Here is a 22,272-nt window from a genome sequence, read left to right as displayed (position 1 = left end):
TTCATGTCAGATTAATAGCGATGGTACAAAAATCCCACAATTAGACTTTAGTTTTTTGCAAGAAATCCTGATAGTGCTTGGTCACAACTAGATCGTTTGGCGATATTGGCGTAGAGGAACACGTGGTTTTTTCCTGCCAAACGTGATGGAGGTTTTCACGAAGCCGCTGACAGTGATTAGATATTTTTCGGGCAAAGAAGAATGGTTGGCGTCTTAAATGATCAAAATGATCGTCATAGAAGACGAGAGGGCGGCCTTTCTCATCAAACTCAAAATAAGTCAGACCAGTATCACAGATTATTTCATCCTCGGCGACAACACATCGGATGAGCGTTTGAAAGAAACTTTCGTCCGGTATCCACGTTAGCTTGAAATACTTCTCAATTTCCGGCCGCTTAGCAACAAGGTCGAGTATGGCAGTACAAGCATCCCACGTGAGAGCCCACCACTGTGAACCAATATGCAGATCAATATCTGTAGGAATTCGCCGCGTACCAATAAAGTGCGCCAATGTTGATTGAGCCTTAAAAGCCCAATCAAAAAGCAAGGGCTGGCTGCGCCAGTTGAAGGGAAAGTAGTATTGAAAACGCTCCTCTTGAAGGCCACCTTTTACCCATTTTTCTGAAATTGGCTTGGATTGAATAAATTGCCGACCGTGGTTGTTTTCAAGAAAAGCGCACAATGCATGGTGGCTTTTGATTGGAAAATCAGAACCAGACAGCAAGAGGACATAGTCTGGATTCCAATCAAGTCGCCGAATAGATAACAACGCCTCCAGAGTGGCTTTAACCAGGGAATATGTTCCCCAGCTGCACTTGAAACTGGGTGAAAATTCAATCTTGCCTTGAAATGAATTTTTTAGCTGATCTCGAACCGCAGGATCAGAATCGCCGTCTAAATGGACAATAACTTTGATGTCTTCAGCCAGCAAGGTATGGATTAATTGCTTTGCCAATACAGGTTGATCGTGAATCATTACGATGGCAGTGATCTTTATTTTCAAAACCATGTTCCAGGACTTATTAGTTTGTTTTCGACAAGGCTTTTGGACGAGTAATATTTTCGAGTTCCGGCAAAGGTCCAATCGGCATCTAATTTACTTGAGTTGACATAGCGTTCATATTCAATGCCGTTCTTGTAATGTTGTTTTCGGGAAAGCTCTTCTACCGCCTTTTCACTAAAGTTGCTTACAAATTTGAAATGTAATAAAGCGCCCGTTACTCTGGATGGTTGACCTTCGGCATGCCATATATTTAGTCGGCGTGGCGCAAGTGTATGAGTTGAGCTCAGATAATTGTAGCTTGGTCGCCAGTAAACCAATGGAAGCTTGTTCAGAGCCGGGCTTTTGTCGGGCTGGTCGCGGAAATAGACTCGTTCCCGGACTCCTCCCTGAATGTGGTAACCGAGATACTTGCTTTGTTGGAAACGATACCCCCGATCATCAAAAAACGGGCAGACTTCTATCGGATTGGTATTGTTTGTTATAATTGCAGCATCAGGACCGGCTGCGGCATACATGTCAACCAGCAGGCACGGTAGTGTTGCAAGTCCTTGAGCGTAAAGATGGTCAGTAAGTTCGTGGAGGCTCCTGCTCTCCATATACGGAAAAACCAAATACTCATCAGCGTCTACAACAATACACCAATGATTACTGCCATACTTGCGCAAGAGTGCGTTAATCCAGTCAACACCAAAGTTGGACTGTTTATAGCTGTGAGTCGTGTGCCATACAGAAATGTCACCTGAAGGGCGAACTACCTCCATAAAATTATCGGTAGATCCATTGTCAATAAATATAAAATGATTGACACCGATTTTTCTGTAGTATTCCAGAAAGGAAGGTATGCGAAAAGATTCGTTCCTTATTGTACAGAACAGAATAATATCACTATTCCTTATATAGGATAAGTTATTTTGAACCAGTTCTATATCTTCAAATTTTAAATACGCGCGTTTCTTTGCGGGAAACCACTCGGTCAATGTAAAGAGTGCAGAATCATATAAAAGTTGGGTAATTGATTTTAATCGTATTCTAATTGAAATACTTAACACATCCATTGACCGTTTGGGATAATTAAAGTGTGCAGTTCTTATCGATAAAAAGGGGAAAAGGGAATGTATACTAATGTCTAATATGATCCAAACGGCAAGAGGTGTATATTGTGTTGAGAGTAGTATGGGTGGCTAATATTATTGGTAAAATAGTGTCAGGTGCAGATGCTTTTTGAATTCTCTTTAAGTCACGAGTTGAAATTTGAAGATTACGTTTAATGCATAAAGAACACTCGTACGGTGCTATTGCTCGAGATGATATACTGCGTTCCATACGTAATTTTCAATTGGCCGCCCTATTGGGTTGGCAGGATGTTGTCCAGCGTTATCGCAGGTCCAGTATTGGAGCGTTTTGGCTAACCATCAATATGGGCGTGTTGATAGCTGCCTTAGGGTTCGTCTTCGGAACAATTTTTGATAGCAAGATGTCAGAATTCTTGCCGTTTATTTGCATTGGACTAATATTCTGGGGGTATTTCAACCAGCTTATTAATGAGGGCTCCACGAGTTTCATCACCAATAGTGAAACTTTGTTGCAGCTTCCGATACCATTCTTCACCTTTGTGCTACGTACTTGGTGGCGTAACACCATTATTCTGCTGCACAATCTGGTAATATATCCAGTAGTTTTGATTTTTTTCGGAGCATTGGTGGATACTGACGTCCTGTTGGTGGTTCCTGGTTTTATCCTTTTATCTATAAACCTCCTTTGGATGATGCTCATTCTTGCTATTCTATGCACGCGATATAGAGATTTGGCTCAAATTATCCAAAACATTATGCAAGTCGGAATGTATGTCACACCAGTTATGTGGATGCCCAGTCATTTGCCGACGGGCACCTCTCCATTGATGTTGAACATAAATCCATTTTTTCATTTGCTGAGTATCATTAGAGAACCCCTTCAAGGGCGATCGCCTATACCGATCAACTGGTATGTCCCCGCTCTCATGGCAATTTTGGGTTGGACAGTTGCCCTTTTTCTTTTTGGTAAATACCGGCAACGAATAAATTATTGGCTTTAAAAGAGCTTCTTTCGCGTAGTGGATAGCGATACTGATGACTTCGATAGAATTAGAAAATGTGACAGTAGATTTCCCCATTTTCAATGCGCGCGGACGGTCGTTAAAAAACCGAATGATAAGCTATGCTACTGGCGGTGCGATCAACGCTGACGCGGAAGGCCACGTTACAATTCGTGGCTTGGAGAAAGTGAACATTATTTTGAAAGAGGGAGAACGTGTGGGTTTGATCGGACATAATGGTTCGGGCAAAACAACGCTGCTCCGCGTAATGAGTGGTGTCTACACGCCTTCTGAAGGAAAGATAAACGTTAAGGGGAAAAGCGCTTCGCTCATCAATATTTCTCTGGGTATTGATCCGGAAGCCACTGGTCGGCAAAATATAGCTTTGAGAGGAGCATTGCTGGGGTTCGAAAAGCGTGCACTCAAGCTACGGCGAAAAGAAATAGAAGAATTCTCAGAGCTGGGCAGTTTTCTTGAAATGCCAGTTAGAACTTACTCGACGGGTATGCAGCTTCGTTTGGCTTTCTCGATATCAACTGTAATCCAGCCCGAAATTCTTATCATGGATGAATGGCTATCAACTGGAGATGAGGGTTTTAAAGAGAAAGCGAATGAACGCTTACGTACCTTGATTGGCAATACAAAAATCCTAGTTATCGCCAGCCATTCTAAGGAATTGCTGCTTGAGAATTGCCAACGTATTATCTGGCTTGAACACGGCAAGGTTCGAATGGATGGCGACGCTGTAGAAGTCGCAAATGCTTATTTCACGTAAGCGAGTAATCTCGTACCCTACTGCTGCCATATTTAATAGATTTGCGTTGTTGCAGGTAGGGTAACTGTACGGATTTGGATGCGACGGTTCTAGCCTCTTCAGTTCACTCGGCGTTTTTCAAGTTTACGGGCAAGGGTTCGCCTGTGCATGCCCAATCGTCTGGCCGTTTCGGAAATATTGAAATCCGTCTCGACAAGCATCTGATGGATGCGTTCCCATTCGAGCGTTTTTATCGAAGTAGGGCGGGCGGTAAGTGCGATTTGGGTATTCCCTGCCGCCTTGGTGAAGGCTTCTTCAATGTCATCCGTGTTGGACGGCTTGGCGAGATAATGGCATGCGCCAAGTTTGATTGCTTCCACTGCCGTCGCAATGCTGGCGAAGCCTGTCAGAACAACGATCAGCATTGAGGAATCGTGTGCGTGCAAGGCTTCAACGCAGGCAAGGCCGGAAGCGCCAGCCAATTTGAGATCCACAACCGCATATCCGGGTGAGTGGTCGTTCAGCGCCTGGACAAGTTCTTCCAAACTGGACGCAAGCAATACATCATAGTCGCGACGTTCGAAGGACCGCCTCAACGTCTTTGCAAAGGCAATGTCGTCCTCGACTATGATCAGCAGGCGTTTATCCGTCATTAGAACGCGCTCCAATCGCTAGCGAAGCAAGAGGCAGATTCATCGTTACCGCAGCACCCCCTTGCGGCAGGTTTTTAGCAGAGACCACACCGCCCAACTTCCTTACTGCATTCACCACAAGGAAAAGACCAAGCCCTCCACCAAGTCTGCCCTTGCTTGATTGATAGGGCTTGCCAAACTGGGCCAGCATTTCGGTAGCAAATCCGGGTCCAGCATCGCTGATCCGTAGCACCAGCGTATCACCATCGCGCTCGGCCATGAAGCCTATCCAGGAGGGCGAGGCATCGAAGGCATTGTCGAGAACGTTATAAATAACCTGTTTCAACGCGGAGTCCGATACGATGGCGACATCAAGTCCAAATGCGTTGCCATAAGACAGGGTGGCTCCTGAGCGTGCAATTCGCCATTCGCTGACAAGCTCATCCAGAAACGTATTGACCGTAGTGATTTTGGGAGACTCGCCGCGCGCTTCGCCGGCAGATAACAGAATGCCGGTCACAATTGACTTGCAGCGTTGAACCTCAGCTTGCATCTCATCTATTTCCTGCAGCAGTGAAGGATCGTGCGACAAGGCTGGCATACGCCGCCAGTCGCCAAGTATGACCGACAATGAGGAGAGGGGGGTGCCCAATTCGTGCGCTGCGCCGGATGCGAGAAGCCCCATGCGAACGATATGATCTTCCTCGGCCGCGTGCTGTTTGAGCGCGGCGAGATTGGCATCGCGTTCGCGTAAATTACGACTGATCCGCGCGATGAAGACAACAAGTAGAGCAGCATCAAGAACGAAGCACAGGAGCATTCCAAGTATATGTAGCCGGAATAGCTCGTCGGGTGCATGACCGGGCAAAAGTAGCGGCTCATAGAATATTGTCAGACCTGCAAAACTGGCACAGGCAATAGCGACAATAGCTGATGTGAGTTTTGCATCGAGCAGAACTGCTCCAAGAGTCACCTGAAGCAGATAGAGGAAAATGAATGGATTGGTAGCACCACCACTCAAGTAAAGCTGTGCTGTTAACGCAGCAACGTCGAGAACCAGCGCAATAAACAAAGCGGATGCCGTAACACTTCGACGACTACGCAGCCACAAAATGCTGACAAAATTGAGAATGACCAAAGCGCAAAGTACGACGATCATAGCGACAATTGGTAGAGCAATCTTCATGCCCGAGTGCACTACGGTAATCGTAATAATCTGACCGATAACTGCGATCCAGCGCAACTGGACCAACAGGGTCATATTCTTCCAGTTTGCCGTATGGTCCGCCGGAGGAAATGCCGGAGAACTATCAGTGCTGGATTGAGGCAGCTGTGTGGATGAAGAGGACATTGTGGGTTGCTTCATGGTTCGTGCGCAATCTACGCTTTGAAACGTCGACGTGCCTTCAGTTCATTACGGCCAATAAGGATGAAGGCAAGTCCCAACAATAGTGCCATGCCAAACCAAGTAAGCGCATAAACCAGATGATTGTTGGAAAATGCAACAACTGTCAGTCCTCCGATCGGCAGCTGAGTGTGTGCTGCATTGGCTTCGGCATCGATAAAATAAGGTGCGGAAACGTCAAGGCTCTGGGTTGTTGCAATTGCGGCAACGTCACGCGAGTACCAGCGGTTGGATGTGGGATCGTTGTTGCGCAGGAAACCACCGGCAGGCTCTGTTATGCGTAAAAGGCCGCTGACGCTGGTGAAGGATAGATTGTTAGGTCGCCATCCATCCGCTGCTTTCTCTGTGGGAATAAAACCGCGGTTGATGAGAACGGTAAATCCGCTGTTGCTTTGAAAAGGGCTTAGTACCCAAAATCCGCTGCCTCGTGCAGTCACTGCCTGTACGAGGGTTGCAGGCTTGTCCAGAAATCTTCCACTTGCGGTAACGTGGAGATATGCGAAGTCTTTGGCATTAATTTCGGCCCAAAGATCAGGGCCGGGTGCCTGCTTGACCGGAGCATGCACTCTTTGATCAACCTGATTGATCAAATCAAGTTTCCACGTCCGGCGTTCCAATTGCCAGATACCAAGTGCGGTAAGAACAATAATACAGAAAACTATCAGGCAGCCGATCAATGTAAGTTTGATCGGGTGACGATGTTGGATATCCCCCTCGTCGTCGCTTATAGTGGGTAGCTGATCGGCCCGTTCGCCGCTTGCGGCAAGTCCGCGCGCGGTTCGGCCTGCTTTCATGGCATCTGACTCATATCCATGGAAGGCATCATATTGGTGTTCAAATGATACATGACCCAAAGCGACCCCGTAAGGGTGATGATCACAAGCACAAGTGTGAAAATCAACGCCAAAATCGTCCAGCCATTCTCGGATCGGACATTCATATGCAGGAAGAAAATCATGTGCACGACAATTTGCACGACGGCAAATGCCATGATGATCAGACCAGTGGCTTGCTTTGAGTCCAAGGCACCGCTCATGACAAGCCAGAAAGGAACGGCGGTCAGGACAACGGACAGTCCGAAACCGATCAGATAGGATTTGAGTGAACCATGTGCGTGTCCGTCGTCATGACCATGGCTGTTGTGCTCAACCTTGGATTTCGCACTCATCGCAACACTCCCATCAGGTAAACGAAGGTGAATACGCCGATCCAGATTACGTCGAGAAAATGCCAGAACATGCTCAAGCACATCAGGCGGCGCATATTTGCCTGGATCAGGCCGTAGCGTGCAACTTGCACCATCAACGTAACCAACCAGATCAACCCGATTGTAACGTGCAGACCATGTGTTCCAACCAGCGTAAAGAAGGAGGAAAGGAAAGCACTGCGCTGTGGTGTGGCACCGATATGAATCAAATGCGCGAATTCATAGAGTTCGATACAAATGAAAGCGGCACCGAATAGACCCGTTAGAGCAAGCCAGCCCTGGGTTGCTCCCACTCGCCCCTTTGCCATTGCCAACATGGCAAAACCATAGGTGATGGAGGAAAAAAGCAGCATGGAAGTATTGATCGCCACCAATGGCAAATCGAACAGGTCTTTCGGAGCAGGACCTGCTGCGTAATTTCCTCCCAAAACACCGTAAGTGGCAAATAGAACGGCAAAGATGAGGCAATCGCTCATCAGGTAAATCCAGAAGCCGAACATGGTGCTCCCGCCTTCGGCGTGATCATGTTCGTCTTCCAGATAAAACACTGGTCCTTCTGCATTTGCAGAAACTGTAGCGGATTTGCTGCTCATTATTTCAACCCCGTCGCAAGAAGTTCAGTACGGGCGTTTTCGCTGGCAACAACCTCATCAGTCGATATGTGGAAATCACGCTTGTAGTTGAATGTGTGGCCTATCGACCATGCCAGGAGAGCGACGAATGATACCGCTGCAAGCCACCAGATATACCAGATCATCGCGAAGCCAAAGACGAGGCTCAGCCCGGACAAGATCACTCCCGAACCGGTATTGCTTGGCATATGAATTGCGCGGAACCCCTTTTCAGGACGCTTGTAACCTCGTTTTTTCATATCGTACCAGCTGTCGAGATCGTGAATTACCGGCGTGAAAGCGAAATTATAGGCTGGAGGCGGCGATGCCGTGGACCATTCCAATGTCCGTCCATCCCATGGATCACCCGTCAGATCGCGCAGTGACTCGCGATTGCGGATGCTAACGAAAATCTGAATGAGGAATGACAGGATACCAATAGCGACGAGAAACGCACCGAAGCCAGCAATGGTGAACCAGATTTGCAGGGATGGGTCCTCAAATGTGCGTAGGCGGCGGGTCACACCCATAAGGCCCAATATGTACAGTGGCATGAAGGCAAAGTAAAAACCGACCACCCAGAACCAGAACGACATCTTGCCCCAGAATGGATCAAGCCTGAATCCGAATGCCTTGGGGAACCAGTAATAGATTCCGGCAAAGAGGCCGAAAAGCACGCCGCCGATGATGACATTGTGGAAATGTGCGACAAGGAACAGGCTGTTATGGAGCACGAAATCGGCTGGAGGTACGGCGAGTAGCACTCCCGTCATGCCGCCGATAACAAAGGTGAGCATGAATGCTATAGTCCACATCATGGGAAGCTCGAAACGGATGCGGCCGCGATACATTGTGAACAACCAATTGAATATTTTCGCTCCCGTGGGGATCGAAATAATCATCGTTGTGATGCCAAAGAACGAGTTTACGCTCGCACCCGAGCCCATGGTGAAGAAGTGGTGCAGCCATACGAGATAGGCAAGAATGGTAATAACGACAGTCGCGTAGACCATCGACGTATAACCAAAAAGACGCTTTCTCGAGAAGGTGGAAGTTACTTCGGAGAAGATGCCAAAGGCAGGCAGGATGAGAATATAGACCTCTGGATGACCCCAGATCCAGATGAGGTTTACATACATCATCGGGTTGCCACCAAAATCATTGGTAAAGAAGTTGGTGCCGATGTAGCGGTCAAGTGTCAGAAGAGCGAGCACAGCGGTCAGAACAGGGAAGGCTGCAACGATCAGCACGTTGGTGCAAAGCGCTGTCCAGGTAAAGATGGGCAGCTTCATCATAGTCATGCCCGGCGCGCGCATTTTCACAATGGTGGCGAGCAGGTTGACGCCTGACAAAAGCGTGCCGACACCCGCTATCTGTAGCGCCCATATATAATAATCCATGCCCGGGTCCGGACTGTATCCGATGCCGGATAAGGGGGGGTAGGCCAACCAGCCGGTTTTGGCGAATTCGCCGACAAACAGCGACATCATCACCAGGACTGCACCAGCGGTGGTCATCCAGAAACTGAAATTGTTGAGGAACGGGAATGATACGTCGCGTGCACCAATTTGCAAAGGAACCACGAAGTTCATTAAACCCGTAACAAGCGGCATTGCCACGAAGAAAATCATGATCACGCCGTGGGCGGTGAACACCTGATCGAAATGATGGGCGTTCAGATATCCTTCGGACCCGTTGAATGCCATTGCCTGCTGGAGGCGGATCATTATGGCATCAGCGAAGCCGCGCAACAGCATGACGATGCCGAGGATCATGTACATGATGCCGATGCGTTTATGATCGACAGTGGTGAACCACTCGCGCCAGAGATAACCCCAAAGCCGGAAGTAAGTAAGTGCGCCGACAAGCGCTATGCCGCCAAGTGCGACTACGATGAATGTGGCAACAAGAATAGGCTCGTGAAGCGGAAAAGACTCCAGCGTGAGCCTACCGAAAACCAGCTTTATAAGTTCGGGATTGTCAAACATATCGGGCTCGTTTCGTTCAGGTATTCGAAGGACGGCGCTGAAGACCGAATAATTGGGTGGATGATGGGCGGGGAAGGCCCGCACCGGTAAAGGGGGCAGTGTTCAGAGGCGGCAGGGTTTGCAGGTTCATGCTTGATTGCAACGCTTCTTCCGTGGTGCAAATCCCCACGACAAATGTGGGCTCTGGGCCGAATACCGCACCGCGTCGGGTATATTTGTCATACTCCAGAGAACGGATATTGTAGATGCCGGCCATGCCCAAGCCGCCCTTGGCATCGATCTCATCCATTTCGCTCATGCACATCTTGCCGCGCTCAACGCAGCGATTAAGAACCGCACTGAATAGTTCCGGATCAACATTGGCATAGTGCTGCACAGGCACATTTTCACTTGGCCGTTCGAGCTGAAGATAGGTCATGCGATCCAGCGCTGTACCCTTTGCCTTCACATCAGCAACCCATGTGTCAAACGCGTCGTCTGCCAGTCCATGAAAAGTGAACCGCATGCCAGAAAATCCGGCACCACTATAATTGGCTGAAAAGCCCTGATATGCGCCGGGATGGTTGATCACCGCGCTGAGCTTGGTCTGCATCCCCGGCATGGTATAAATCTGTCCTGCGAGTGCCGGGATATAGAATGAATTCATTACGGCGGATGATGTCAGGCGGAAGTCGATTGGCCTGTCGACAGGTGCAGCCATCTCATTGACGCTGGCAATGCCGTATTCCGGATAAATGAAGAGCCACTTCCAATCGAGTGCGACCACTTCGACCTGCAATGGTTTAACTGTCTGCGAGACAGCTTTGCCGGGAGATATGCGGCCAAGAGGCCTGTATGGATCGAGCAGGTGGGTCGCCATCCAGGTAACGGCACCAAGGCATATGATGATCAGCAGGGGCGCCGCCCAGATGATCAGTTCCAGCTGGGTGGAGTGATCCCATTCGGGATCATAAGGGGCGTCAGTGTTCGATTGGCGATACTTCCACGCGAAAAATACGGTGAGCACCATTACCGGGATAATGATGATCAGCATCAGGATTGTCGAGACAACGACGAGATCGCGCTGCTGGGCAGCGACGTCACCGGACGGACTCATGACGACGGCATTGCATGCGGTGAGCAATGCGAGAAGCGGAAGCAGGGCTATGGCAAAAAAACGGTTCAAGAGACTTCCTGTCAATGGAAACAGCGCCTAGTTGCGCCTTCACTAGCTGCACCATAGTCAGAGCGACATTGGACAATTTGCCCAATCCTCCCGTAGTGTGTCACAATGATAAAGGATAAGCCAGCAGTCACCGCGAATGGGCGGTGCTGAGCTGTTTCAGTATTGGATCGAGGAGCGCACCGGGCAATGAGCGCGAAAACAGGAGCGGTTTCTTCGACGGCGCTTGAGGAGGACGCCAAGCGTCTTCATTCGCGCCACGACGATGTCAATGTCGGTGAAATTGCGATTGGCGTCATCATAGGCAGAACATCCGAGTTTTTCGATTTCTTCGTCTATGCGATTGCCTCAGTTCTCGTGTTTCCAAAACTGGTATTCCCCCACGTGGATGCACTGACGGGAACGGTCTATTCTTTTGGCATCTTTGCGTTGGCCTTCATTGCCCGCCCTATAGGCACCATCATATTCATGCAGATTGACCGGACTTATGGTCGTGGCGTGAAGTTGACGATTGCCCTTTTCCTTTTAGGCTGTTCGACAGTCGCGGTAGCTTTTTTGCCGGGTTATGAGCAGGTGGGATGGGCTTCTGCTGCGTTGCTTGCACTGTTCCGGATAGGGCAGGGCTTGGCACTGGGTGGTGAATGGGACGGTCTTGCTTCACTGCTGGCCTTGAACGCTCCCAAGCAGCGGCGCGGGTGGTATGCAATGATACCGCAGCTTGGTGCGCCCCTCGGTCTTATGGTTGCGGCCGGTCTATTTGCATTCTTCGTGGCGAACCTTTCCGCGGAGGACTTCCTTGGTTGGGGCTGGCGCTATCCTTTCTTTGTCGCTTTCGCCATCAATGTCGTCGCACTTTTTGCACGTCTTCGTATGGTCGTTACTCCGCAATATGCCAAGCTTTATGAGAGCCGTGAATTGCAACCCACAACCGTGGCGAACACTTTACAGCATGAGGGGCGTCACGTTGTTGTTGGCGCATTTGCTCCTCTAGCAAGCTTTGCGCTGTTCCACATGGTAACTGTGTTTCCCCTATCATGGGTATTCCTGTTTACCGAACAGGGTCCGGCGCGGTTCCTGCTGATTGAAGCCTTCGGTGCGGCAGTCGGCGTCGTGGCCGTATTTGCGTCAGGCACCATCGCCGATCGTGTAGGACGACGGAATCTCCTTGGCGGCACTGCAATAGCCATTGCGGTTTTCAGTGGCTTCGCTCCACAATTGCTCGACGGTGGTGATATTGGCGAGTTGATCTTCATGATCCTTGGATTTACCTTGCTTGGCCTGTCTTTCGGTCAGTCCTCGGGTTCGGTTGCCTCGCGCTTCTCCAAGAAATTCCGCTATACCGGTTCTGCTTTGACAAGCGATCTGGCATGGTTGTTTGGTGCAGGTTTTGCGCCACTTGTGGCGCTGCTATTATCCAGTCATTTCGGGTTGATAGCGGCAGGCGGTTATTTGCTGTCCGGTGCCGTTTGTACGCTCATCGCGCTTGGTTTGAATCGCCAAACCGACCCGCAGGATGTATAGCCACCAGTCTTGTGCGATCCGTCCTTGTTTGCATGCATACCAAGGGAAGTGATCGATGGTGTGACCACTATTCACCTCGATGTGGCCCGATACAACCTTGTAACTTTCCCCAGGAAGTGTCTTGTTCTATGAGCCGACAGACTTTGGGAACGTGCGACGATGAAAAGCAATACACCTGCAATTGATCAAATGAGCATGACGCTTGCAGAGCTGCGCACGGCATGGCTTTCCAACCGTCCAGACTACGAGCAACGCTATGATGACCTCAAGCGATTGCGCAGCGCGTTGAAGGATCGCCTGGAGCTCATGGTTGACGTGATCAGCGCTGACTTCGGCCACCGTTCACGCCATGAGAGTCTGCTGGGAGAAGGGATGACGGTCTTTAGCGAGATCGATCATATGCTCTCGCATCTGAAATCATGGATGAAACCCGAAAAGCGCTCTGCTGGCTGGCGCATGTGGCCTGCAAAAGCAGAGGTGCGCTATGTGCCCGTCGGGGTTGTAGGGGTGATTTCTCCCTGGAACTATCCTGTCAATCTTGCTCTCACTCCATTGGCAACGGCCATTGCTGCAGGCAATCACGTCTATCTTAAGCCCTCTGAACATACACCGCGCACAAGCGAGTTTCTGGCAGCACTTTTAGCAGATGTTTTTCCTGCTTCCCGGGTGGCGGTTGCTCTGGGCGGTCCGGAAGTGGGTGGTGCTTTTGCCGGACTTGCCTTCGATCATTTGCTTTTTACCGGGTCTACAGCTGTTGGCAAGAAGGTGATGGCTGCTGCTGCACCCAATCTGACACCCGTAACGCTTGAGTTGGGCGGCAAATCCCCCGTATTTCTTGGGGAGACTGCTCCGGTAAAGAAGGCTGTCACGCGCCTGATAACGGGAAAGCTGTATAATGCCGGTCAAACCTGTATTGCCCCGGACTACGCGCTGGTTCCACATGCACGCAAGGATGAGTTTGTCGAAGCGGTACGTCGTGAAGTAACCTCCCGGTACACACAGATCGACACAACGCCGGATTATACGCACATTGTTAATGAGGGTCAGTACCGGCGGCTGAGAAGTCTCTTGGACGATGCGGTCAATCGTGGCCATGAAGTGATTACTCTGGCTGAGCCGCGAGATGCGGGCGCTGCTGAAATCAAACGCCTTTTGCCGCCGACGCTGGTACTAAATCCCAGCGACGATTCCCGGATCATGCAGGAGGAAATCTTCGGTCCCATTCTTCCGATCAAAACTTACACGACAGTTGATGAGGCAATCGACTATATCAATGCGCATGAACGTCCCTTGGCTTTCTACTGTTTCAGTGACGATAAGTTTGAGACCGAGAAGCTTTTGTCGAACATTGTTGCGGGTGGTGTTTGCGTCAATGAGACCTTGCTGCACATTGTATGTAATGACCTGCCATTCGGCGGAGTGGGTGCAAGCGGGATGGGACACTATCACGGGCGTGAGGGCTTTCGGACTTTTTCAAAAGCGATGCCGGTGCTGCATCAGGCCAGAATGCCTTTGAGTGACAGGCTCAAGCCTCCTTATAAGGGTCTGGCGAACTTGATTGTCCGATTGTTTGTCCGCTAGTCCTTTAGGACATCGGCAAAGCGGGCCACACCCCAACAATCTTTTTTCGTTGGTACATCAAGATCGAGCCGAACTGCTGAAGCACGAACTCGCTTTGTGTCGGTCGCAGGAATGCATAATCGCCGGGTTGGATATCTGTATTGTCTGGCAGACTCATGAACTGCTGGTTTGTCGATAATCCCATCGCGCTGTTTGTCTTCATACCGACAGGATAAACGGGATTAGCCATCCACTTCCCCCCATAGATGAAGCAGCCATGCCGCGGAAACAAACCGATTTTCTGCAATAATCTGGACTTCCCATCCAGCCCCGGCAGGCTGGGTTCCAATACCTTCAGGATGGGCGTGGCAATGAAAATCGCTGGCTGCAACGCACTTAAACTTGGGACATCAAAATCACCGGGCAACAGAAATGCCGACCCGATGGAAAGCTCGTTAGCCGTTTGTTCCGACGAATAGAGCAGCGCTGTCGAACTACCGCCAATGTTCAGAATGGAACGTTGGTCGGGGCGAAGACAGGACGCAAATTCCATATAGAGGCTGCGTGCTTTCTCGAAGGCACGTTTTGGGCCGCCGATAAGAGCAGGTATGCGATTTATATGTGCTTCATAGCCCATAATGCCATTGCACTTGAGCTTGGGATAATTTGATAAAAGGTTCAGTGCCGATCTTAATGATGTCTTGTCTTTGTAACCGCCGCGGTGAAGTCCGACATCAACCTCGAAACACAGCTGCAGATTCAGACCTGTTTCTTTGCTTAACTCGCCGTAAGCCGCCAGCCGTTCATTCGAGTCGATGAGCCACGAAATCCGTGTTTCAGAACCATGTGTTCTGGTCAAAACTCCATCCATAAGCGCCTTTTTTGCAGCTTCAACGGGCATTGGTTTTCCGAGAAGTACGGTTACGTCGGGAAAACTGTCCAAAACTGCCGCAGTGACGGGTAAATGGAATGTCATTAATTGTTTGCAATCGAATGCCTTGCTTATGCGTTCCAATAAGGGAAGGCAGGGAAGTGACTTGTCGACCAAACGCAAAGAAAGTCCGGGCGCAAGGCTGTGCTTGATTGCTGCAATGTTGTGATCCAATCGATCCATGTCGAGGACCATGCAAGGCTGATGAAATCCGGCCTCACGAAGCGCATGCGTCATGCTTGAGAAGTATTGTTCCTCTATCACAGAGATATACCTAAAAGCTGGGCAATGTAGGGCGAAACGAAACGGTTTTCGGGGTCCATTTCTTTACGGACTGCCATTGCATCAGCCCAGCGAGGGTAAATTTTGCTCAACTCCGCGGCGGTCAGATTATGCATCTTTCCCCAATGAGGTCTGCCACCCGCGGCCCGGAATATCGCCTCTGCGGCTTTGAAATAAGGCTGAGGGTCTTCGCGGGAATCGTGATGGATGGCAATCGAGCAGGTCGGGCGCTTATAAAACGGACTGAGCCAGACATCATCGGCTGCAACAACGCGCACTTCTATAGGGAAATAGACGTTGGGGAAATTCCGTTCAAGTAACGTAATAATCTTTCGAAGAGTTCCAGCTCCTTCTTCAAAAGGAAGGTGATACTCCATCTCGTTAAACTTCACATTTCGTTCCGAAGTGTAGACCCGCAGCCAATCTTCCACGTAATCCTCAACCGGAAACCGTGCGAGGGCTGATCCTATGAGTTTGCGACGCAACCATGGAAAATGCAGCAGATACGAGCGAAGTCTTTTCAACGTGACAAGCGCACTGTCGTCCTCTTCCGGCGGGCGAACAGTTGATACTGCACGAGTAATATCGCTCGATAGAAATAATGCCTGTCCGGAAAACGGAATATAGTAAAACTCGGAAGACCGATAAGCCGTCATTCGCTTTTCGAACTGGTCAAGAACGTTGGCGATGGGTTCGACCCAGCGTCGGCGATGCAGCCGGTAGTTCTCCATGTTTTGAATTGTTACCGCTGTGACGGCGCCAAATGCGCCCAGTGAAGCCCCCATAGCGTTCATGAGATCTGGAGTGGTTTCTTTGCTGAACTCGTGAACCTTGCCCCGTCCATCCACGACTTGCATGGCCGTCAACTGCGTATGATAAGCACCGAGCCTAATGCCTGAGCCATGGGTTGCAGTGCCCAAACCACCACCGAATGCCTGCTTATCGATGTCGCCCATATTGGGCAGTGCCTGACCAACACCATGAAGCAATTTAGCGAGCGCCCCGATTTTGGTGCCGGTTCCAACGCGTGCCTGCAGGGTCTCCTTATCATGGGAAATCAGCCCGCTGAAATTATCCAGCGAAAGAATGGTGCCATCACTTTTGACAAGTGGCGTAAAAGAATGGCCAGTGCCCACGATGCGGATTGGCCCTGGAGATGATCGGATTGCTGCAGAGAGTTGATCAATGGTCTGCGGGGTGGATTTCAGTTGTGGGGTTGCCGTAACTGAGCCAGCCCAATTCTGCCAGGAATTGCCAATCGCCATGTTCAATATGGTTTGTCCTTTGTATCGAGAGTAACGGTATTTCCAGCGAGTAAAATGAGCAGGACACAAGATGCGCTTAGGCTGCAGCTCAGTGCCGCTACGCCGAAATAAGGTACTGCACCGACATCATCGTTGATAATAAAGAGGGAAGCTCCAATTGGCCCTAGCGCAGCTCCAAGCAGCTGTGCTGCGGGAAGTAAAAGCGCTGTTGCACGTGACTTGTCTGCCGCTACCGTCAAAGCGATTTGATAGGGCGTAATGAACATCCAGAGGAAAGCGACAACGAGTGCGCTTACCCAGAACCCTAACATGGAGGGTTGGTTGCCGAGAGTGAGCGCGGCACCCGCCGCCGCTATGACGCTCGCGATCATTGCCACCCGATAATCAAGTCGGCGATCAATCAATGTTGCGCAGATTGCGCCAGCCACCTGAACACCAAGACTGATGGAAACCAGCATTCCGACATGTCTGGCGTCAATGCCATATTGCGCACCGAGCGGTTCCAGAAATGCCCAGAGAGAGCCGATGAACAGAAAGAATGAAAAGATTGCCAGTAAAGCCAGGGCCGAGCGAAGGGTGAATACGCCATCCAGATTGTCTTTTTGCTTGATTAATTTTTCATACTCGGCAGGAACCAGCAAAGCCACGGTAATTGAAGCAAAACAAACTATGGCAAGCACGTTGAAGCCACCATTTGAGCCCGATAACGGGACGATCCATAGTGCCAACAACGCGGCAAGTGCGCATTGCGCCAATGTCTGCAATGAAATGAAATAGCCGCCCATCCGCTCGGTGTGACGGCAACGTGTTATCAACTCGATGGAAACCGCGACCGTTCCCCCTTCAACCAGACCTGCAATCGAACGCACGAGCAGCAGCTCATTGGCTGTGGTGGCAAAAGAAACTGCGTAGTTCAATACTCCTAGCAAAAGCATCAACGTAGCTGATTTTATACGTAAATGTTTTGTTGAGATCACTGTTGCGGCGAGGATTGATCCCAACGCGATCATGATAAACTCGGCCGTTGCAATTAAGGCCAACTCGTCGAAGTTCACCCGCTGCTCAGAGAACAGGGCGCCGAGCAATATGGGTTGTAGACCCAGGACAAGCAGGCCGGCAGAACCGATCCACAATGCCGCCCATTGCTGCACAAGGGTAGGGTTCCCAACCAGCCAGTTCGGGTGAGTGCTGACCGGACTCATTTGCGGATCACCATTTGATGGCGTATCCGACATTGGCAACGAAAGCCCATCCATCATCTACCTCAGCATTGGCAGGGCCGTATTTTGTCTCCTTCAAGCCAGGCATGTAGACTGCGCCAACTCCGCCACGCAATTCGCCACCAAACTTGTCTTTGGCCAAACCGCCTACGGCCAGCATCCACGTTTCGCCGGTCAGGTCCCAACCAGTCGACACGCCTTGATCCCACGTCAGGCTTATATTGGCAGCAATGTCTTTGCTGAATTCGTGGGCTACACCTGCTGTTACAGTCCAGCCATCGCGCCAATTATACTGATCCGCCGTTTTGTCTATGTCAGATGTCACTCGGAGTGTTTTCAGTACGCTCCAGTCAGTCCATTGTACCGTACCGAAAACCAGCCAACCCGGTGCAATCCCGCTTTGGATGTCAAATTGAACGCTCTGGGGCAGGCTTCCTTCGCCTTTGGCTGCAAAGTCAACAAAGGGTACCGGTGCGCCTACCAGTCCTCCCGGTAGAGATAAGGTGCCATCCGCGCCATAAGATGTCCCTGATCTGTATTTCAGTTGCGTGCGAAACGCGATTTCGGGAATGTCATAGGCCACTCCGACCCTGTAGCCAGTATCCTGCCCTTCAAGGGTCAGATTGGCGCCACCAAAAATTTCACGTTCATAGTCAAACTGTTCAATGAACATCCCGCCGAGAAAATAGACATTGCCTTTGCCTACGCTCAGTTTGACGGCGCAGGTCGCACCGAACTCGTCAACATGAAATCGTTCAGAAAGGTCGCCCCGTACGGTCGGAGCATCGTATTTCTTTTCAGCACCCCACGGCTTGGTGTAGGTGCCTGCGCAACTCAGCCCTTCAGTCAACCTCAGTTTGATTGCGAAGGACGGGATGACGTAAGTCTCGTACTGGCTTGTACCAACAAGATCCGTATTGCCATTTTTTGAGTATTTTTGGTTGGGACGAACAAACGTTACGCCGGAGCGCATGTTGATATCACCCTCTTCATAGAGGATATCGGTGTCGGCGACACCCCAAGAGAAACCGCCCGCATAGGCGTTGGATGCGCAGCCCGCCAATGCAACTGCAACAATCAGTGCTTTATGATTCATCAATAGCCCCCCAGCCATTCCCTCGGCAAAGCCGACCCCTCTTGTGTAAGAGTGACGTATTTTATTGGTTCGTTACAGGTTAGCTACGGCCACGCGAAGGTGAATTACGGTCATTGTGGGCCACGGTTCTGCTTTTCAGCCATTTCACGGCAGCGCCCTCGTGCAGCGAACAGAGTTGGGGAGGTTCTATCCCGTACGGAATTCCACCGGGCTTTTGCCCGTCCAACGTCGAAATGCGTGACGGAAGTTGGAGGCATCGCTGTAGTTCAAACGGCTTGCGATCTCCTCCATGGTCAAACCAGTTTCCAACAGGTATCTTTTCGCAAGGTTGAGCCGCGTTTCATCCAACACCGTTTGATATGATACGCCCTCACTGGCGAGTCTGCGCCGTAAGGTTCGTGCGCTAATTCCCAGATGCTCACATGCCATCTCAATCGGAGGAAACCGGCCCGCGCTTTCCATGAATATTTCACGCAGACGTCCCGCAACCCCGCTGGATGTGGCCATTTTTCCAAGCATGTCATCGCAAAGACGCTGTACCGCAGAGAATGTACTCTCATGGGCGTGCCGGGGTGTTCTATCCAAAAGGGCAGTGTCGATCATCAATTCATTGGCCGGCTGACCGTACAGGATGGGACAGTTGAACACCTGACGATAGGTCGAGCTGTCGGACGGTTCCGGGTATCGCAGCCTGATTGCCGCCACCTGAAAATCCCCGATAATATCCTTGGCGAAAGCAATGATGGTGCCGAGGATGTGCTCCACTTTAAAGATGTAAAGTTGGAGGTCCGAGACCATGCTCGCATTGGGTTCTGTTGACCAAATTCCATGAGTGTTGGTTTCGGTAAAAAGCTGATCGCTCATTGGCAGCGTCAAGGCATGGTATTTCTGTGCGAACTGACATGCAGCCCGGCAGGTCGGACTGCTCAGCAAAGCAAATCCATACACTCCATAAGTTGTAATTCTCATGCCGAGGCCCAGTCTGAGCCCGATGTGCGGATCGTTTGAAAGGTTTAATGCATTGCGAATTGCAGATGTCATTTGCGAAACCGAAACAAGTGTCTCGGGCTTGCTCAACTCACTCACCTCAATCCCGGTATCACGGAGCACCAGGGATCGTTCGTACCATCTCCGGCCAACAACTCGACAAGCGAGGTCAGCTCCGATGCGGAATGAATTCGCTCATTCACACTGTATTGCAACGCCATCCTCCGCACTGGTTTGCTGCACCACTCTGCATATCTCAAGGTGGCAGGCAAGATATCATTTAAGACCGTAACTTGGCAGGCTTGGGCTTATTACCAGTCAGCAAATCAGCTGAAGTCTGTAGCTTGTCAGTAAACAGTTTGGCGTTATTAATCACACCATGGCATTCACACTTCGGCAGTTACAATATTTCGTCGCCGTTGCGGAACAGGGTTCAATCACCCGCACCGCACAGAGCCTGTCGATCTCACAGTCGTCGATCACGGAAGCCATCAAGGAACTGGAAACGGATCTGGGTGTCGAACTTTTCGAGCGGCATCCACGCGGTCTGCACATAACCTATAACGGCCATCAGTTTCTACGTCACGCAACCAAGATATTGGCAGATGTTTCCGACGCGAGACGTTCATTCTCGGATGAAAAAGCATCAAATGCAGGCAAGCTGCATTTAGGCGTTACATCATTGGTTGCGGGCTACGTCCTGTCCGATCTTTTGGCACGCTATCGCCGGGCACATCCCGGTGTCGAAATCAGCGCCATTGAAGACAATGGTTCCTATCTTGAACATTTGCTCGTTGGCGGAGAATTGGACGTCGCCGTTATGGTAATCTCCAATCTGCGTGATCGCATGGCCCTGCAGGCGGAAATTATTGAAACATCTCCCTACCGGCTATGGTTACCCCTTGGCCATCCGCTCGTAAGCGCAGACATTATCTCGATCAATGACATTACAAGCGAACCACTGATCATGCTGACAGTGGATGAAATCGAAGAGAATACGGGTAAGCTTCTTACCGCACTCGGCGCACGACCGCATGTGGCGTTTCGAACACGTTCTGTCGAAGCTGTTCGCAGTCTGGTCGCAACAGGTGCAGGGCTCGCGCTGCTGCCTGATCTTGTTTACCGCCCTTGGTCACTTGAAGGAGATCGCATTGAAAGCCGGGATGTATCCGGCTCTTTACCTGTCGTTCAGGTCGGCATGGTTTGGCGAAAGGGGTCCAGCCTGCCACAGGCCGCCCGTGATTTCGTTGGCATTGCTGAAGCATCACGCAGCGGACGCAGTCGTTGATATCGGAAAAACCGATAACGGCGTTTTGATAAATGAATTTGCGAAAGCGGCGATTTCGAGGCACGCTTTCTCCCGGGAACATTTGCCGCGAAGCCGGCGCAATCGGGAGACTCAAGATGAAGCAGATTCTGAAATCCTGTACCGCACTTACCCTTTCACTTGCGTTCTGCACTCAGGTCATCGCTCAAGAAGCCTTGAAGGAACTTGGCAAAGGTGAGGGCGAGCTCTCAATTGTGGCCTGGGCCGGATATATCGAGCGCGGCGACACCGATAAGGCATATGATTGGGTCTCGAGTTTCGAAAAGGAAACTGGCTGCAAGGTGAGCGTCAAAACCGCAGCGACTTCTGATGAAATGGTTGCGCTCATGAACGAGGGCGGCTTTGACCTTGTCACTGCCTCAGGTGATGCATCGCTACGCCTTGTTGCCGGCAAACGTGTACAGCCGATCAATACGAACCTCATTCCAAGCTGGAAGAATGTCGATAAGCGATTGCAGGAAGCTCCATGGTACACGGTCAAAGGGGTACATTACGGCGTGCCTTATGTTTGGGGGCCGAACGTACTGATGTACAATACGGAAGTTTTCAAGGACAAGCCGCCAAAGAGCTGGAACGTTGTTTTTGAAGAGATGAACCTGCCGGACGGCAAGTCCAACAAGGGGCGTATTCAAGCTTATGACGGCCCTATCCACATTGCGGATGCTGCCAACTATCTGATGTTTCACAAACCGGAACTGGGGATCAAAAGCCCTTATGAACTGAATGAAGACCAGTACAAGGCTGCGCTTGATGTGCTGCGTGGCCAGCGCAAACTTGCAGGCCGCTACTGGCACGATGCCATGATCCAGGTAGATGACTTTAAGAACGAAGGTGTCGTCGCTTCCGGTTCATGGCCGTTTCAGGTCAATTTGCTGAAGTCGGAAAAGCAGCCCGTTGCCTCGGAGTTTCCGGAAGAAGGCACGACAGGCTGGGCTGATACCACGATGCTACACGCGGAGAGCTCTCATCCGAACTGTGCTTATATGTGGATGGAGCACAGCCTTTCAGCAAAAGTGCAGGGTGATGTGTCTGCCTGGTTTGGCGCTAATCCCTCTGTGGGGGCTGCGTGCAAGGGCAACGAACTCCTCACTGACGAAGGCTGCGCCACCAACGGCTACAACGATTTCGACAAGATCAAGTTTTGGCGGACTCCAGTTTCCAAATGTGAGAGCCAGAGCGAGTGCGTTCCCTATCATCGCTGGGTTTCCGACTATATCGGCGTGATCGGTGGCCGCTGATTCCTGTTC

20 protein-coding genes are annotated in these 22,272 nt (G+C 50.6%); 6 read left to right on the top strand and 14 right to left on the bottom strand.

The annotated features are described in order from the left end of the window. Nucleotides 1-40: 40 nt before the first annotated feature. On the bottom strand, nucleotides 41-1,003 hold the full coding sequence (locus tag PMI41_RS01995) for a beta-1,6-N-acetylglucosaminyltransferase (RefSeq protein ID WP_157179271.1): 963 nt from the start codon (nucleotides 1,001-1,003) through the stop codon (nucleotides 41-43). After that, complete coding sequence (locus tag PMI41_RS01990) at nucleotides 1,000-2,058, bottom strand: glycosyltransferase family 2 protein (protein ID WP_008121225.1); 1,059 nt, start codon at nucleotides 2,056-2,058, stop codon at nucleotides 1,000-1,002. Before PMI41_RS01990 ends, PMI41_RS01995 begins: the two co-directional genes overlap by 4 nt. Before the next feature lie 212 nt (nucleotides 2,059-2,270). Between PMI41_RS01990 and PMI41_RS01985 the strand changes: the two genes are divergently transcribed. Continuing rightward, a complete protein-coding gene (locus tag PMI41_RS01985) occupies nucleotides 2,271-3,077 on the top strand; it encodes an ABC transporter permease (protein ID WP_008121223.1) in 807 nt (268 codons plus the stop codon). 34 nt (nucleotides 3,078-3,111) lie between these two features. After that, nucleotides 3,112-3,852, top strand: coding sequence for an ABC transporter ATP-binding protein (locus PMI41_RS01980; RefSeq protein ID WP_008121221.1), 741 nt, complete (start codon nucleotides 3,112-3,114; stop codon nucleotides 3,850-3,852). Between the two features lie 98 nt (nucleotides 3,853-3,950). On the opposite strand, the gene PMI41_RS01975 is transcribed toward PMI41_RS01980, so the two are convergent. Genes PMI41_RS01975 through cyoA form a run of 7 tightly spaced genes read right to left on the bottom strand, consistent with a single transcriptional unit; the run spans nucleotide 3,951 to nucleotide 10,839 of the window. Then, on the bottom strand, nucleotides 3,951-4,484 hold the full coding sequence (locus PMI41_RS01975; protein ID WP_008121219.1) for a response regulator transcription factor: 534 nt from the start codon (nucleotides 4,482-4,484) through the stop codon (nucleotides 3,951-3,953). Continuing rightward, nucleotides 4,474-5,814, bottom strand: coding sequence for an ATP-binding protein (locus PMI41_RS01970; protein ID WP_040853446.1), 1,341 nt, complete (start codon nucleotides 5,812-5,814; stop codon nucleotides 4,474-4,476). Before PMI41_RS01970 ends, PMI41_RS01975 begins: the two co-directional genes overlap by 11 nt. A gap of 29 nt (nucleotides 5,815-5,843) precedes the next feature. After that, complete coding sequence (locus PMI41_RS01965; protein WP_008121215.1) at nucleotides 5,844-6,662, bottom strand: SURF1 family protein; 819 nt, start codon at nucleotides 6,660-6,662, stop codon at nucleotides 5,844-5,846. Continuing rightward, the gene (cyoD, locus tag PMI41_RS01960; RefSeq protein WP_008121213.1) at nucleotides 6,659-7,036 is read right to left on the bottom strand and encodes a cytochrome o ubiquinol oxidase subunit IV; all 378 of its coding nucleotides are present in this window, start codon (nucleotides 7,034-7,036) and stop codon (nucleotides 6,659-6,661) included. Before cyoD ends, PMI41_RS01965 begins: the two co-directional genes overlap by 4 nt. Next, nucleotides 7,033-7,668, bottom strand: coding sequence for a cytochrome o ubiquinol oxidase subunit III (gene cyoC, locus PMI41_RS01955; protein WP_008121211.1), 636 nt, complete (start codon nucleotides 7,666-7,668; stop codon nucleotides 7,033-7,035). The genes cyoD and cyoC overlap by 4 nt, the downstream gene beginning before the upstream one ends. Further along, nucleotides 7,668-9,674 (bottom strand): cytochrome o ubiquinol oxidase subunit I, encoded by a 2,007-nt coding sequence (gene cyoB / locus PMI41_RS01950; RefSeq protein ID WP_008121209.1) that lies wholly within the window; start codon nucleotides 9,672-9,674, stop codon nucleotides 7,668-7,670. The genes cyoC and cyoB overlap by 1 nt, the downstream gene beginning before the upstream one ends. Before the next feature lie 16 nt (nucleotides 9,675-9,690). Continuing rightward, on the bottom strand, nucleotides 9,691-10,839 hold the full coding sequence (gene cyoA, locus PMI41_RS01945) for a ubiquinol oxidase subunit II (protein WP_008121206.1): 1,149 nt from the start codon (nucleotides 10,837-10,839) through the stop codon (nucleotides 9,691-9,693). Nucleotides 10,840-11,025: 186 nt separating this feature from the next. On the opposite strand from cyoA, the gene PMI41_RS01940 reads away from it, so the two are divergent. Continuing rightward, nucleotides 11,026-12,357, top strand: a complete 1,332-nt coding sequence (locus PMI41_RS01940; RefSeq protein WP_008121204.1) for an MFS transporter — start codon at nucleotides 11,026-11,028, stop codon at nucleotides 12,355-12,357. 159 nt (nucleotides 12,358-12,516) lie between these two features. Then, nucleotides 12,517-13,938 (top strand): coniferyl aldehyde dehydrogenase, encoded by a 1,422-nt coding sequence (locus tag PMI41_RS01935; RefSeq protein WP_008121202.1) that lies wholly within the window; start codon nucleotides 12,517-12,519, stop codon nucleotides 13,936-13,938. Between the two features lie 4 nt (nucleotides 13,939-13,942). Here the strand turns inward: PMI41_RS01935 and PMI41_RS01930 are convergent, their stop codons facing one another. The 5 genes from PMI41_RS01930 to PMI41_RS01910 all read right to left on the bottom strand — a co-directional run bounded on the left by PMI41_RS01930 (nucleotide 13,943) and on the right by PMI41_RS01910 (nucleotide 19,821). Continuing rightward, the gene (locus PMI41_RS01930) at nucleotides 13,943-15,085 is read right to left on the bottom strand and encodes an alanine racemase (RefSeq protein ID WP_040853444.1); all 1,143 of its coding nucleotides are present in this window, start codon (nucleotides 15,083-15,085) and stop codon (nucleotides 13,943-13,945) included. Nucleotides 15,086-15,108: 23 nt separating this feature from the next. Beyond that, nucleotides 15,109-16,395, bottom strand: coding sequence for a D-arabinono-1,4-lactone oxidase (locus tag PMI41_RS01925; RefSeq protein WP_008121198.1), 1,287 nt, complete (start codon nucleotides 16,393-16,395; stop codon nucleotides 15,109-15,111). A 2-nt stretch (nucleotides 16,396-16,397) separates the two neighbouring features. Continuing rightward, a complete protein-coding gene (locus PMI41_RS01920) occupies nucleotides 16,398-17,654 on the bottom strand; it encodes an MFS transporter (RefSeq protein ID WP_157179270.1) in 1,257 nt (418 codons plus the stop codon). Beyond that, on the bottom strand, nucleotides 17,605-18,711 hold the full coding sequence (locus PMI41_RS01915; protein WP_008121194.1) for an outer membrane protein transport protein: 1,107 nt from the start codon (nucleotides 18,709-18,711) through the stop codon (nucleotides 17,605-17,607). Before PMI41_RS01915 ends, PMI41_RS01920 begins: the two co-directional genes overlap by 50 nt. Nucleotides 18,712-18,897: 186 nt before the next feature. After that, the gene (locus tag PMI41_RS01910) at nucleotides 18,898-19,821 is read right to left on the bottom strand and encodes an AraC family transcriptional regulator (RefSeq protein WP_081497085.1); all 924 of its coding nucleotides are present in this window, start codon (nucleotides 19,819-19,821) and stop codon (nucleotides 18,898-18,900) included. A 256-nt stretch (nucleotides 19,822-20,077) separates the two neighbouring features. Between PMI41_RS01910 and PMI41_RS01905 the strand changes: the two genes are divergently transcribed. Together PMI41_RS01905 and PMI41_RS01900 are read left to right on the top strand one after the other, a co-directional pair. Further along, entirely contained in the window at nucleotides 20,078-20,986 is a 909-nt protein-coding gene (locus tag PMI41_RS01905) for a LysR family transcriptional regulator (RefSeq protein WP_008121189.1), read from the top strand. Nucleotides 20,987-21,102: 116 nt separating this feature from the next. Then, on the top strand, nucleotides 21,103-22,263 hold the full coding sequence (locus PMI41_RS01900) for an ABC transporter substrate-binding protein (RefSeq protein WP_008121187.1): 1,161 nt from the start codon (nucleotides 21,103-21,105) through the stop codon (nucleotides 22,261-22,263). Nucleotides 22,264-22,272: the final 9 nt, after the last annotated feature.

Source organism: Phyllobacterium sp. YR531 (assembly GCF_000282595.1).
Lineage (GTDB): Bacteria > Pseudomonadota > Alphaproteobacteria > Rhizobiales > Rhizobiaceae > Phyllobacterium.
This window is presented reverse-complemented; position numbering and strand designations above follow the sequence as displayed.

Excerpts from the sequence above, each read along its gene's own strand:
- PMI41_RS01990 (WP_008121225.1), bottom strand. The coding sequence starts at position 2,058 with ATGGATGTGTTAAGTATTTCAATTAGAATACGATTAAAATCAATTACC.
- PMI41_RS01985 (WP_008121223.1), top strand. The coding sequence starts at position 2,271 with ATGCATAAAGAACACTCGTACGGTGCTATTGCTCGAGATGATATACTG.
- PMI41_RS01980 (WP_008121221.1), top strand. The coding sequence starts at position 3,112 with ATGACTTCGATAGAATTAGAAAATGTGACAGTAGATTTCCCCATTTTC.
- PMI41_RS01975 (WP_008121219.1), bottom strand. The coding sequence starts at position 4,484 with ATGACGGATAAACGCCTGCTGATCATAGTCGAGGACGACATTGCCTTT.
- PMI41_RS01970 (WP_040853446.1), bottom strand. The coding sequence starts at position 5,814 with ATGTCCTCTTCATCCACACAGCTGCCTCAATCCAGCACTGATAGTTCT.
- PMI41_RS01965 (WP_008121215.1), bottom strand. The coding sequence starts at position 6,662 with ATGAAAGCAGGCCGAACCGCGCGCGGACTTGCCGCAAGCGGCGAACGG.
- cyoD (WP_008121213.1), bottom strand. The coding sequence starts at position 7,036 with ATGAGTGCGAAATCCAAGGTTGAGCACAACAGCCATGGTCATGACGAC.
- cyoC (WP_008121211.1), bottom strand. The coding sequence starts at position 7,668 with ATGAGCAGCAAATCCGCTACAGTTTCTGCAAATGCAGAAGGACCAGTG.
- cyoB (WP_008121209.1), bottom strand. The coding sequence starts at position 9,674 with ATGTTTGACAATCCCGAACTTATAAAGCTGGTTTTCGGTAGGCTCACG.
- PMI41_RS01940 (WP_008121204.1), top strand. The coding sequence starts at position 11,026 with ATGAGCGCGAAAACAGGAGCGGTTTCTTCGACGGCGCTTGAGGAGGAC.
- PMI41_RS01935 (WP_008121202.1), top strand. The coding sequence starts at position 12,517 with ATGAAAAGCAATACACCTGCAATTGATCAAATGAGCATGACGCTTGCA.
- PMI41_RS01930 (WP_040853444.1), bottom strand. The coding sequence starts at position 15,085 with ATGACGCATGCGCTTCGTGAGGCCGGATTTCATCAGCCTTGCATGGTC.
- PMI41_RS01925 (WP_008121198.1), bottom strand. The coding sequence starts at position 16,395 with ATGGCGATTGGCAATTCCTGGCAGAATTGGGCTGGCTCAGTTACGGCA.
- PMI41_RS01920 (WP_157179270.1), bottom strand. The coding sequence starts at position 17,654 with ATGATGGATGGGCTTTCGTTGCCAATGTCGGATACGCCATCAAATGGT.
- PMI41_RS01915 (WP_008121194.1), bottom strand. The coding sequence starts at position 18,711 with ATGAATCATAAAGCACTGATTGTTGCAGTTGCATTGGCGGGCTGCGCA.
- PMI41_RS01905 (WP_008121189.1), top strand. The coding sequence starts at position 20,078 with ATGGCATTCACACTTCGGCAGTTACAATATTTCGTCGCCGTTGCGGAA.
- PMI41_RS01900 (WP_008121187.1), top strand. The coding sequence starts at position 21,103 with ATGAAGCAGATTCTGAAATCCTGTACCGCACTTACCCTTTCACTTGCG.